At 66.3% G+C, this 12,884-nt stretch carries 7 protein-coding genes; 6 read left to right on the top strand and 1 reads right to left on the bottom strand.

The window, feature by feature from the left end; translation table 11 throughout:
* Positions 1–8: 8 nt before the first annotated feature.
* Positions 9–1,178, bottom strand: a complete 1,170-nt coding sequence (locus D3877_RS20840; RefSeq protein ID WP_119832719.1) for an acyl-CoA dehydrogenase — start codon at positions 1,176–1,178, stop codon at positions 9–11.
* Between the two features lie 334 nt (positions 1,179–1,512).
* On the opposite strand from D3877_RS20840, the gene D3877_RS20835 reads away from it, so the two are divergent.
* The 6 genes from D3877_RS20835 to D3877_RS20810 all read left to right on the top strand — a co-directional run bounded on the left by D3877_RS20835 (position 1,513) and on the right by D3877_RS20810 (position 12,810).
* Positions 1,513–3,153 carry a VTT domain-containing protein gene (locus tag D3877_RS20835; protein WP_238475008.1) on the top strand — a complete coding sequence of 547 codons (1,641 nt, stop codon included), beginning with the start codon at positions 1,513–1,515 and terminating at the stop codon, positions 3,151–3,153.
* Positions 3,154–3,169: 16 nt separating this feature from the next.
* A complete protein-coding gene (locus tag D3877_RS20830; RefSeq protein ID WP_119832718.1) occupies positions 3,170–3,823 on the top strand; it encodes a DUF1345 domain-containing protein in 654 nt (217 codons plus the stop codon).
* Between the two features lie 41 nt (positions 3,824–3,864).
* On the top strand, positions 3,865–5,022 hold the full coding sequence (locus D3877_RS20825) for a serine hydrolase domain-containing protein (RefSeq protein WP_119832717.1): 1,158 nt from the start codon (positions 3,865–3,867) through the stop codon (positions 5,020–5,022).
* A 94-nt stretch (positions 5,023–5,116) separates the two neighbouring features.
* Positions 5,117–6,550 carry an efflux RND transporter periplasmic adaptor subunit gene (locus tag D3877_RS20820; RefSeq protein WP_238475007.1) on the top strand — a complete coding sequence of 478 codons (1,434 nt, stop codon included), beginning with the start codon at positions 5,117–5,119 and terminating at the stop codon, positions 6,548–6,550.
* A complete protein-coding gene (locus D3877_RS20815; RefSeq protein WP_119832715.1) occupies positions 6,547–9,681 on the top strand; it encodes a multidrug efflux RND transporter permease subunit in 3,135 nt (1,044 codons plus the stop codon). The genes D3877_RS20820 and D3877_RS20815 overlap by 4 nt, the downstream gene beginning before the upstream one ends.
* Before the next feature lie 6 nt (positions 9,682–9,687).
* Positions 9,688–12,810, top strand: coding sequence for an efflux RND transporter permease subunit (locus tag D3877_RS20810; RefSeq protein WP_119832714.1), 3,123 nt, complete (start codon positions 9,688–9,690; stop codon positions 12,808–12,810).
* Positions 12,811–12,884: the final 74 nt, after the last annotated feature.

Genomic DNA, 12,884 nt, shown 5'->3' with positions numbered 1-12,884 from the left:
CACAAACGTCAGCAGAAGGCTTGAATGCCCGTCTGCGCCCGGCCCAGGATCAGGGCGTGGACGTCATGGGTGCCTTCGTAGGTGTTGACGGTTTCCAGATTGACCATGTGACGGATCACCTGGAACTCGTCGGAGATGCCGTTGCCGCCGTGCATGTCGCGGGCGACGCGGGCGATGTCCAGCGCCTTGCCGCAATTGTTGCGCTTGATGAGCGAGATGATTTCCGGCGACCAGCTTCCATCATCCATCATGCGGCCAGCGCGCAGGCAGGCTTGCAGGCCCAGCGCGATTTCCGTCTGCATGTCGGCCAGCTTCTTCTGGATGAGCTGGTTGGCGGCGAGCGGACGGCCGAACTGCTTGCGGTCCAGCGTGTATTGCCGGGCGGCGTGCCAGCAGAATTCGGCGGCGCCCAGAACGCCCCAGGCGATGCCGTAGCGCGCCTTGTTCAGACAGCCGAACGGCCCGCCGAGACCGGCGACGTTCGGCAGCAGGTTTTCTTCGGGCACGAAGGCTTCGTCCAGGACGATTTCGCCCGTCACCGAGGAGCGCAGCGACAGCTTGCCTTCGATCTTCGGAGTCGAGAAGCCCTTGGTCCCGCGCTCGACCACGAAGCCCTTGATCTTGTTGTCATGGGCGTCCGACTTGGCCCAGACGACCGCCAGATCGCTGATCGGCGAGTTGGTGATCCACATCTTGGAGCCGCTGAGCAGATAACCGCCATCCACCTTGGTGGCGCGGGTCTTCATGCCACCGGGATCGGATCCATGATCCGGCTCGGTCAGGCCGAAGCAGCCGACCAGTTCGCCGGTGGCCAGACGCGGCAGCCACTTCTTCTTCTGCTCTTCGTTGCCATAGGCGAAGATCGGGTGCATCACCAGCGAGGATTGCACCGACATGGCGGAGCGATAGCCGCTGTCCACCCGCTCAACCTCGCGGGAGACCAGACCATAGGCGACGTGGTTGACGCCCGGCCCGCCATATTCCTCGGGGATCGTCGGCCCCAACAGCCCCAACGCGCCCATTTCCGACATGATCTCGCGGTCAAACCGCTCTTCGCGGAAGGCGGAGATCACGCGCGGTTGCAGCTTGTCCTGGCAGTAGGCGCGAGCGCTGTCGCGGATCAGCTTCTCGTCCTCGGACAATTGGGCGTCGAGAAGGAAGGGATCCTCCCACTGCATGCTCTTCACGGTGCGTCTCCTGCGTTAGGGGCTGGGTTCGTTGAACTTGTGTGTTGGGCTTGGTTCTTGACTGGCACTCTGCCGCGTTCACGACATATTCACAAACACATAATTGCGATCCATGGTATAAGGAATTTGTATAGCTTGGAGGGCGAATTGCCAGTGACACAGAGTTCCAAAAAACTTTTAACGTGAAGCTTACCGAATCTTATGTAATTTTGCCCCAATATCCTCAGTCGGATGCCCACTCAGACGGACCGCCAGCCCCGTGTTTGCCGCACTGCAACCAATAACAGCGTTTTCCGATCTCCCTCTGTTGTTTGGACTCGCCTTGTTGACGCTGCTTCACGAGGACGTGGCCATCGCGGCGGGCGCGAGTCTTATCAGCGTCGGCACCCTCAACATTGGCGTCGCCGCCTTTGCTTTGCTGGGCGGAATCATCGCCGGGGATTTGCTGATCTATTGTCTGGGGATTTTGTCGCTGCGGGTCGGCTGGCTGCGCCGTCGCACGGAAGGGCCGTTGCTGGAGCGCTGCCGAAAGACGTTGGAGCACAATCTGTTGCCAGCGCTGGTCACGTGTCGGCTGGTGCCGGGGGTGCTGTTTCCGACCTATTTCGCCTGTGGGGCCATGAAGGTTCCGTTCATCCGTTTCATCCTCATCACCCTCATCACCGCGACGATCCATGTCTGGCTTTTGCTGACGCTGATGACCTCGTCGCTGGAAGCGGCGGCCATTGAAATGCAAGCCATTGGCATCGTTGTCGTGTTGACCATCGTCGGCCTGCGCACCCGGACGGTGCGCCGGGTGGCCTCGGGTGTTTGGGCGCGGCTGAGCCGCAGCGTCGCCCCGCATCTTCCCGACGCGCTGAAAGGCATGCCGACGCCGCACGCCATCGCTCTGCCCGGCATGCCGGTGGTGCCCGCCGGAGCGAAAACAATCGGCTACGCCGAACGCGTTCCGACGTTGCTGTTCTACATTCCCTTAGTCATTCAATGGTTTGCCCTTGGAATTCGTCATCGGAGCCTGTCGCTGCCGACGGCGGCGAATCCGTCGATTGAGGCGGGTGGGCTGTTGGGCGAATCCAAGATCCAATGCATCGACCTGATCGGGCCGGAGGCGCGTCATTGGGTGGCCGGGTCCTGCGATCTGGTCAACCGGGCCAACCTGACCATCGCGGATCTGGAAACGGTGATCGCGGACGGCCAGATGTCTTTTCCGCTGGTGGCCAAACCGGACATCGGTTGGCGCGGCATAGGCGTTCGCCTGGTCCAGGACGTCCCCGATCTTCTGCGTTATTTGAATGAATTCCCCGAGAACTGCCGGGTTATCCTGCAAGACTACATCCCCTATGCCGGTGAAGCTGGGGTGTTTTATGTGCGGATGCCGGGCGAAGTCTCGGGCCGGATTTTTTCTATGACCTTTCGTTACTTCCCGCATGTTGTGGGTGACGGTCGTTCAAACTTGCGCGCGTTGATCGCGCGGGATCCACGCGCCTCCTGGAAGGCCGATCTGCATCACGAGGCGCTGGCCAATCGGCTGGACGAGGTGCCGCCGGAGGGCGAGATCGTCCGCCTGTCGCTGGTCGGCAGCAGCCGGGTTGGCGGGCTGTACAAGGACGCTGGCGCCCATGCGACCGCGACTCTGACCGCGCGCTTCGATGAGATCGCCGACACGATGCCGAATTTCCATTTCGGGCGTTTCGACATCCGTTTCGCCTCGGTCGAACAGTTGCAGCGCGGCGAAGAGTTCCAGATCATCGAGGTGAATGGCGCCGGGGCCGAAGCCATCCACATGTGGGATCCCGAATTCCGTCTGGCCGACGCCTACGCCGTGTTGTTCCAGCAGCAATCCCTGATGTTCGAGGTCGCCGCCGCCAACCGGGCGCTTGGTTTCAAACCCTTGACCGTGATGGAGTTGGTGCGGTTCCAACAACGCCAGCAAAACCTGCTGCCGCTTTACCCCGCGTCCAACTGATCCCAGCGGAGGGCGGATGCGGCACAGCCTGCGCCATCTGGGAAACCGCCCTTCCCTGTTGACCGCCTTGGGAGTCGCCCTGCTGACCGGGGCGGCGGGGCTGTTGTGGCTGCGGCCCGTCACCGCCGGGCTGGTCGGATGGGACGTTGGCGTCGCTCTCTACATCCTTCTGTCCACCCGGCTGATGTTCCGGGCGAATGTGGCGTCGATCCGCCACCGCGCCCAAGTGCTTGATCCAGGGAAATGGGGTGTTTTGATCGGGGCCGTGCTGGTCGCCGCCGCGTCTCTGGTCGCCATCGGGGTCGAGTTGATCGCCGCCAAAGGTTCGCCCCACGCCGGGGCCGCCGCCGGGCTGGCCGCCGTCACCGTGCTGTTGTCCTGGATCTTCTTGCACGTCTTTTTCGCCCAGCATTACGCCCATGATTACTGGCTGGATGGCGACGAACAGGACACGCCGAAAAACTTGGATTTCCCCGGCAACGAACAGCCGGACTATCTGGAATTCCTCTATTTCAGCTTCACCATCGGCATGACGGCGCAGGTGTCGGACGTGGTGACGCGCACGGCGGCGGCGCGCCGGGTCGTGCTGCTTCACGGCGCCCTGTCCTTCCTGTTCAACACCGCCGTTCTGGCTCTGGGCGTCAACCTCGCCGCCGGTTTGGTGGGGTGAGCGGGCCGCCGCAGCCCAACAAACGACCTGGGAATCGCCCCATGACCACACCAACGCAAAGGATTTTCAAGCGGTTGCTGGCGGCGGTTCTGGCCACCGGGTTTGTCGGCCTGACCGGCCTGCCCACCACGGCGCGGGCGCAGATCGTTCCGCAAGCCCAGCTTGAGGAGGCGTTGAGCGCCACGATGCGGCGTTATGACGCGCCGGGCGGCGTCCTGCTGCTGTCGGGGCCGGATGGCCCGCCGCAGATCGCCGCCGCCGGGCTGGCGGAACGGGCGCAACGCCGCCCGGTGACGCCCAACACCCGCTTTCACGTCGCCTCGACCGGCAAGATGATGACGGCGGTCGCCGCCTTGCAACTGGTGCAAGAGGGGAAAATCGCGCTGGACAGTCCAGTCTTGCCGTTGATCGACCTGCCGGGGGCGGCCCGGCTGCCCAACATCGCCACGGCGACGGTGGGCGATCTTCTCAGCCATCGCTCTGGCGTTCCCGATTGCCTGCGCAACGCCAAAACGCCCAACCCACGCCACCCCAACCCCCATTGGACGGCGGCGGAGGCACTGACCAGCGCCCCTTGCGGCGACCCGACGAAACCCGGCTCCTTCGCCTATTCCAACACCAATTTCATCCTGCTGGGCCGCATCGTCGAAAAGCTGGATGGCCGCCCGCTGGCCGACTCGCTGGCCGCCCGCATCTTCCGTCCCGCCGGGATGACCGCGACCACGCTGGGGGCCAATCGCGCGGAGGCCAACCTCGCCCACGGCTACCGCCCTGCCGCCAAGAAAGGGGCCGAGCGCGTGGACGCCAGCCTCTACGCCTATTCCAGCCCGCTGGGCGACGCGCCGGTGACGACGACCGCCGCCGACCTCGACCGCTTCATGACCGCGCTGTTCCGCCGCCCCGGCCTGCTGCTGCGACCGGAAACGCTGGCGACGATGCTGGAGGATCGGGCGGGCGACGAGTCGGATGACGGCTATGGGTATGGAATCGCCGTCGAAGACAGCGATTGGGGCAAGAAATACGGCCATCCCGGACGTTTGGCCGGTTTCCGTTGCGAATCCTGGCACTTCCCGGAGGCGAACCGAACCATCATCTTGATCCTGAACGGCGACGAGAACAGCCCCGACGATGTCGGCATCCGGCTGGCAAGCGCCCTGTTGCCGCCCCCGCCGCCGCCCGCCATTCTGCCCCCAGAATAAAAAACTCGAAACCGACCGACGATTCCGCCGTTGATAGCCGTATCAAGGGTCTCTGGATCACGAGACGCTGAGCGACGGTCAGGACATCATGGGTATGCGTTGGAAGCCGGTCATCACCGGAATGGTGCTCGTGGGGTTGGTCGGCGGCGTTGGTTACGCCGTGCGGGACAAGCTGCTGCACCCGGCGACCTCCTCCGGCTCCGGCGCGGGTGGGCCGCCGCCGGGACCGCCCGGCATGGGGCCGCCCGGCGGCGCCGCTGGGTCGCGCAATTCCACCATCGCGGTGCAGGCCGGAACCGTGGCACGCGAGGACGTGCCGATCTGGTTCGACGGCATCGGCACCGTGCAGGCCTTCAACAGCGTGACGGTGCGCGCGCGGGTGGATGGCGAGTTGCAGCGGCTCGACCTGCGCGAAGGCCAGTTGGTCAAGGCGGGCGACGTGCTGGCGATCATTGATTCCCGCCCGCTTCAGGCCCAACTGGCCCAAGCCCAGGCGAAAAAGGCGCAGGACGAGGCTCAGCTCGCCAACGCCAAGCGCGATCTGGAGCGCAATCTCAGCCTGCGCGAGTTCGCCGCCAAACAGACGGTGGACACCCAGCGCGCCCAGGTCGTCCAGTATGAGGCGCAGATCCGCGCCGACGACGCCGCCATCGACGCGGTGCAGGTGCAACTGAACTACACCACCATCACCGCGCCCATCAACGGACGGATCGGCCTGCGCTCCCTCGACCAGGGCAACATCGTGCGGTCGAGCGACCAGAGCGGCCTTGTCACCATCACCCAGGTGCAACCGATCGCCGTCGTCTTCACCCTGCCGGAAAAGCTGCTGCCCGCCATCATCGACGCCCAGACGCGCGGCGAGGTTCCCGTCCAGGCGCTGGACCGCCAAGGCAAAACGGTGCTGGGGGCCGGGACGCTGGCGGTGATCGACAATCTGATCGACACCGGCACCGGCACCATCCGTTTGAAGGCGACGCTGCCGAACGACCCGCAACGGCTGTGGCCGGGCGGCTTCGTCAATGTCCGGCTGCTCTCCACCATCCGGCGCGGGGCGACCACGGTCGCGTCCACCGTCGTGCAGCGTGGCCCGCAGGGAACCTTCGCCTACGTCATCAAGGACGACCAGACGGTCGAGCAGCGACCGATCAAGGTCGCCCGCATTGAAGAGGGCAAGGCGATCATCGACGACGGTCTGACCCCCGGCGAGCGGGTGGTGGTCGATGGGCAATACCGCCTGCAACCGGGATCGAAGATCCGTCTGGTCGATCCGCCCCCGCGCGGCCAAACGCCCGGCCAAACCCCAGGCCAACCCACCGGCGACGCCGCCCCGCCGCCCTCCCCCGCCTCCCCCGCCTCCTCCGCCGCGCCCGCCGCCGCCCCGCTGGCGAGCGGCGAGCGTCCGCGCGAACGCAGCCCCCGTGACCCGAACAACCCCGACGCGCCCCGCCGCAACCGTCCGCCAACAGACGGCGCCGCCCCGACCGACACCGGCGCGGCGACGCCCCGGCCCGTGCGGGAGCCGTCATGAACCTCTCCGCCCCCTTCATCCTGCGCCCGGTCGCCACCGGCCTTTTGATGGTGGCGGTGGTGCTGCTTGGGCTGCTCGGCTACGGCGCCTTGCCGATTTCCTCGCTGCCGACCGTTGATTTCCCGACCGTGCGCGTCACCACCCAATTGCCCGGCGCCGCGCCCGAGGTCATCGCCTCCTCCGTCACCGCGCCGCTGGAGCGGCAATTGGGGCAGATCGCCGGGATCTCCTCGATGATCTCGACCAGCTCCTTCGGCCTCTCCACCATCACCCTGCAATTCTCCCTGTCGCGCAACATCGACGCGGCGTCGCAAGACGTGCAATCGGCGATCAGCGCGGCGGCGGGCGGCCTGCCCAAGGGGCTGCCCAACCCGCCAGTCTATGACAAGGTGAACCCCGCCGACGCGCCCATCATGGTTCTGGCGCTCAGCGCCGACAGCTTGCGGCTGGAAACCGTCAGCGACGCCGCCGACACGCTGCTGGCGCAAAAGCTCTCGCAGGTGGACGGCGTCGGCTATGTCGGGATCGAGGGCGGCTTGCGCCCGGCGGTGCGGGTCCAGGTCAATCCGGCGGCGGTTTCCGGCCTTGGCCTGACGTTGGAGGATGTGCGGACCACCATCACCCAGGCCAACGTGAACGCCCCCAAGGGCAGCTTCGACGGGCCGCGCCAAAGCTGGTCCATCGGCGTCAACGACCAGATCGAGAACGCCGCCGCCTACCGCCCGATCATCGTCACCTACAAGAATGGCGGGCCGGTGCGGCTGTCCGACATCGGCGCGGTGGTGGATTCGGTGGAAAACACCCGACTGGCCGCCTGGCACGACGGCAAACCGGCGGTGCTGCTGAGCGTCCAGCGCCAGCCCGGCGCCAACATCATCGACACGGTGGACCGCATCCGCGCCCTGCTGCCCGCCCTGCAAGCCTCCCTGCCGCCGCAAATCACCATGGCGGTCTTGACCGACCGGACGGAAACCATCCGCGCCTCGGTCGCCGACGTGCAAAAAACGCTGGTGCTGACCGCCGGTCTGGTGGTGATGGTCATCTTCGTCTTTCTGCGCAAGGCGTGGGCGACGCTGATTCCCGCCGCCGCCCTGCCGCTGTCGCTGATCGGCACCTTCGGCATCATGGCCCTGTGCGGCTTCAGCCTGGACAATCTGTCGCTGATGGCGCTGACCATCGCCTCGGGCTTCGTCGTCGACGACGCCATCGTCATGATCGAAAACATCGTCCGCCACATTGAGGAGGGCGAAAACCCGATGCAGGCGGCGCTGAAAGGCGCGCGGCAGATCGGCTTCACCGTGGTGTCGCTGACCCTGTCCCTGATCGCCGTCTTCATCCCGCTTTTGTTCATGAGCGGCGTGGTCGGCCGCCTGTTCCGCGAATTCGCCATCACCCTGTCCATCGCCGTCCTGGTGTCGGCGGTCATCTCGCTGACGCTGACGCCGATGATGTGCGCCCGGCTGCTGAAACCGGACAGCGCGGAGCCGCAAAACGCCCTGTTCCGCTGGAGCGAGCGGGTGTTCGACGCGCTGTTGAACGGTTACGCCACGTCGCTGCGCTTTGTCCTGCGCCACCAACCGACGACGCTGGCCGTCACCATCGCCACGCTGGCGGCGACGCTGTGGCTGTACGACGTCGTGCCGAAAGGCTTCCTGCCGCAGCAGGACACCGGCGTCATCCTGGGCGTGACCGACGCCGCCCCCTCCATCTCCGTCAAGGCGATGAGCGAGCGGCAACGCGCCGTGGCGGAAATCGTCCGGCAGGATCCCGACGTGGCGGCGGTGGCGAGCTTCGTCGGCGCCGGGTCGGTCAACCCCACCGCCAACGCCGGAAGCCTGACCATCGCCCTGAAGCCGCGCGACCAGCGCGGCGCCTCGGCGGACGAGATCATCGCCCGGCTGCGCGCGGCGACGGCGGACGCGCAAGGCATCTCCTTGTTCATGCAGGCGGCGCAGGACGTCCAGATCGACAGCCGGGTCAGCCGCACCCAGTACCAATATGTCTTGCAGGACGCCGACCCGCAGGAACTGAACAACTGGACGCCGCGCCTGCTGGCGGCGCTGCGCGCCCGCCCCGAACTGACCGACGTGGCGACCGACCAGCAGCCCTATGGCCTGCAAGTCTATCTGACCATCGACCGCGACGCGGCGTCGCGCCTGCATGTGCTGCCGCAGACCATCGACGACACGCTCTATGACGCCTTCGGCCAGCGCCAAGTATCCACCATCTACACCCAGACCAACCAATACCGGGTGATTCTGGAGGTTGAGCCGTCCTTTCAGATGGATCCGGCCTCGCTGTCGAAAATCTATGTGAAGTCCAGCGGCGGCGGCGTCGTGCCGCTCGACGGGCTGGTGACGGTGCAGCGGACCACCGCGCCGCTGGTCATCACCCACCAGGGGCAATTCCCCTCCGTCACCCTGTCCTTCAACGTCGCCCCCGGCGTGGCGTTGGGCGACGCGGTGACGGCGATCCAGCAGGCCCGCGCCAGCATCGGCATGCCCGACACCGCCACCGCGCGCTTCGCCGGAACCGCCGCCGAGTTCCGGTCTTCGCTCGACACCCAACCCTGGCTGATCCTGGCGGCGGTGGTCGCCGTCTACATCGTGCTGGGCGTGCTGTACGAAAGCACGATCCACCCGATCACCATCCTGTCCACCCTGCCGTCCGCCGGGGTCGGGGCGATTTTGGCGCTGATGGCGACCGGCCATGATCTGTCGCTGATCGCCTTGATCGGCATCGTTCTTTTGATCGGCATCGTCAAGAAGAACGCCATCATGATGATCGACTTCGCGCTGGAGGCCGAACGTCATCACGGGCTGCCCCCGGAACGCTCGATCTACGAAGCCTCGCTTCTGCGCTTCCGCCCGATCATGATGACGACGATGGCGGCCTTGCTGGGCGCGCTGCCGCTGGCGCTGGAGCATGGCACGGGGTCGGAGCTGCGCCGCCCGCTGGGGATCGCCATCGTCGGAGGCCTGCTGGTCAGCCAAGTCCTGACGCTCTACACCACGCCGGTGGTTTATCTCTACATGGACCGGCTGGGCCGTCTGCTGCGCCCGCGCCGCAAATCCACCGCCGTTGAAATGAAGGACGAGGCGGCGCCCGGCCAAACGGCGGCGGCGGAGTAAGCGGCGATGGCGCTCTCCACCCCCTTCATCCACCGCCCGGTCGGCACCTCGCTGCTGATGATCGGGCTGTTGCTGGTCGGCATGGTCGCCTACCGCTTCCTGCCGGTGGCGCCGCTGCCTCAGGTGGAGTTTCCCACCATCCTGGTCAGCGCCTCGCTGCCCGGCGCCAGCCCGGAAACCATGGCGGCCTCGGTCGCCACCCCGTTGGAGCGGCGGCTCGCCCGCATCGCCGGGGTGTCGGAAATGACGTCGAACAGCACGTCGGGCAGCACGTCGGTCATCATCCAGTTCGACCTGAACCGCGACATCGAGGCGGCCTCGCGCGACGTGCAGGCGGCGATCAACGCGGCGGGGGGCGATCTGCCCGCCGATCTGCCCAACCCGCCGCGCCTGCGCCGCTTGAACCCGTCCGACGCGCCCATCATGGTTCTGGCCGTCACCTCCGCCACCCTGCCGCCGGGGGAGGTGTTTTCGCTGGCCGAAACCGTCATCGGCCAACGCCTCAGCCAAATTCAGGGCGTCAGCCAAGTCACCATCAACGGGGCGGAGAAAACCGCCGTCCGCGTGCGCGCCAACAGCGCCGCCGCCGCGTCGATGGGCGTCAGCCTGGAAAACATCCGCAGCGCCATCGCCAACGCCAACGCCAACAGCCCCAAGGGCAGCTTTGACGGCGCGGAGGAATCCTGGTCCATCGGGGCCAGCGATCAACTGTTCGGGGCCGACGCCTACCGCAACCTGATCGTCAGCGAAAAGAACGGGGCCATCATCCGGCTGGGCGACGTCGCCGAGGTGATCGAGGCGCCGGAAAACAGCCGCACCGCCGCGTGGTACGACGGCCAGCGCGCCGTGCTCATCAACGTGATGAAGCAAACCGGATCCAACGTGGTGGAGACGGTGGACGCCATCCGCGCCGAACTGCCGGTTTTGGAAGGCTGGATGCCGCCCAGCGTCCACATCGCCATCCGCAGCGACCGCACGCCGATGATCCGCGCGTCGGTCGCCGACGTGCAAAAGACGCTGGCCATCACCGTGGCCATGGTGGTGATGGTGATGGCGCTGTTCCTGCGGCGGCTGTGGGCGACCATCATTCCGGCCACCGCCGTGCCGCTGTCGCTGGCCGGAACCTTCGCGGCGATGTGGGCCATCGGCTACAGCCTGGACAATTTCTCGCTGATGGCCTTGACGATTTCGGTCGGCTTCGTCGTGGACGACGCCATCGTCGTCATCGAAAACGTCGTCCGTCACATTGAGAAGGGCGAAAAGCCCTTCGCCGCCGCGATCAAGGGAGCGCGGCAGGTCGCCTTCACCGTGGTGTCGATCAGCCTGTCGCTGGTCGCCGTCTTCATCCCCATCCTGTTCATGGGCGGCATCATGGGGCGGCTGTTCCGCGAATTCGCGGTGACGCTGTCGGTCGCCATCGCCGTGTCCGCCGTCGTCTCGCTGACCCTGACGCCGATGATGTGCGCCCATCTGCTGACCGCCGAGGCGGAACGCAAGCCGCCGGGCCGCGTCGGTCGCGCGCTGGATTGGATCGGCGACCGGCTGTTCGGCCTGTACGCCGACGGCTTGGATTGGGTGCTGGCGCATCGCCGAATCATGCTGGGCGTCACATTCGCCATCATCGGGGTCAGCGTCTGGCTTTACGGGCAGGTGCCGAAGGGCTTCGTGCCGCAGCAGGACACCGGGATGCTGAACGGCTTCAGCGACCCACCGCCCGACATCTCGTTCCAGGCGATGCTCGCCCGCCAGCGCGCCTTGCAGGACGCCATTTCCGGCGATCCGGCGGTGGAGAGCGTCGGCGCGTCCATCGGCGGCGGCGGACCGGGCGGCACCTATTCCGGCACCGTCTTCGTGGCGTTGAAGCCGCGCGCGGAGCGGGACGAGCTGTCCGTCATCCTGCCGCGCCTGCGCCAACGCGCCGCCCGCGTGCCGGGGGTGCAACTGTTCCTGACCCCGGTGCAGGACATCCGCATGGGCGGGCGGCAGGGCCGCAGCCAGTATCTCTATTCCCTGCAAGACACCGACATCAACGCCCTGAATCTGTGGGCGCCCCGGCTGGTGGAAAAGCTGCGGACCCTGCCGGAGCTGGTGGACGTCGCCAACGACCGCCAGAATGGCGGGGTGCAAGCCAATGTGGTGGTGGACCGCGACGCCGCGTCCCGCCTGGGCGTGTCGTTGAGCGCGCTGGAGGCGACGCTCTACGACGCCTTCGGCCAGCGCCAAGTCTCCACCATGTATTTGATGCAGAACCAGCACAAGGTGGTGCTGGAGGTCGATCCCAAGGACGCGCTTGGCCCCGACGCGCTGAAACGGATCCATGTGCCGGGCCGCAGCGGTCTGGTTCCGCTGTCCACCGTGGCCAGCGTCACCATCGGCAATCAGGCGGCGTCGATCCAACACCAAAGCGGCTTTCCCGTCGCCAACCTCACCTTCGACCTCGCCCCCGACGTCTCGCTGTCTCAGGCGACCCAAGTCATCGCGCGGGCGGCGGAGGACATCGGCATGCCCGCCAGCATCCGCGCCGGGTTCCAGGGAACGGCGCGCGCCTTCGAGCAATCGCAATCAAGCCAACCCTTCCTGATCGTCGCGGCGTTGCTGACCATCTATGTCGTGCTGGGGGTGCTGTACGAAAGCCTGATCCACCCGCTGACCATCCTGTCCACCCTGCCGTCCGCCGGGTTGGGCGCGTTGATCGCGCTGATCCTGACCGGCTACGAGCTGTCCATCGTGGCGATGATCGGCCTGATTTTGCTGATCGGCATCGTCAAGAAGAACGCCATCATGATGATCGACTTCGCGCTGGAGGCCGAACGCGAACGCGGCCTGTCGCCCTTCGACGCGATCCGCGAAGCCGCGTTGGTCCGCTTCCGCCCGATCATGATGACGACCATAGCCGCCCTGCTGGGCGCGGTGCCGCTGGCCTTCGATTATGGCACCGGCGGCGAGCTGCGCCGCCCGCTGGGCATCGCCATCATCGGCGGGCTGCTGGTCAGCCAAATGCTGACGCTCTACACGACGCCGATTGTGTATCTGACGCTGGAAAAGCTGGCGCTGGGCCGCAAACGCGCCCGCCACACGCTGACCGACGCGCCAGCGCCGCCCATCACGCCAGCGGCTCCGGCGGAATAGCGGAGGGGAGGCTGCGACGAACAGGTGCGTTTCCTGGCCGCTTGCCGTAACTCTGCCGAACACCACGGCGAACG

Source organism: Azospirillum cavernae, assembly GCF_003590795.1.
Taxonomy (GTDB): Bacteria; Pseudomonadota; Alphaproteobacteria; order Azospirillales; family Azospirillaceae; genus Azospirillum; species Azospirillum cavernae.
Note: the sequence above shows the minus strand (reverse complement) of the source record. Positions and strands in the feature narration are given on the sequence as shown.

Excerpts from the sequence above, each read along its gene's own strand:
- D3877_RS20810 (WP_119832714.1), top strand. The coding sequence starts at position 9,688 with ATGGCGCTCTCCACCCCCTTCATCCACCGCCCGGTCGGCACCTCGCTG.
- D3877_RS20840 (WP_119832719.1), bottom strand. The coding sequence starts at position 1,178 with ATGCAGTGGGAGGATCCCTTCCTTCTCGACGCCCAATTGTCCGAGGAC.
- D3877_RS20820 (WP_238475007.1), top strand. The coding sequence starts at position 5,117 with ATGCGTTGGAAGCCGGTCATCACCGGAATGGTGCTCGTGGGGTTGGTC.
- D3877_RS20815 (WP_119832715.1), top strand. The coding sequence starts at position 6,547 with ATGAACCTCTCCGCCCCCTTCATCCTGCGCCCGGTCGCCACCGGCCTT.
- D3877_RS20830 (WP_119832718.1), top strand. The coding sequence starts at position 3,170 with ATGCGGCACAGCCTGCGCCATCTGGGAAACCGCCCTTCCCTGTTGACC.
- D3877_RS20825 (WP_119832717.1), top strand. The coding sequence starts at position 3,865 with ATGACCACACCAACGCAAAGGATTTTCAAGCGGTTGCTGGCGGCGGTT.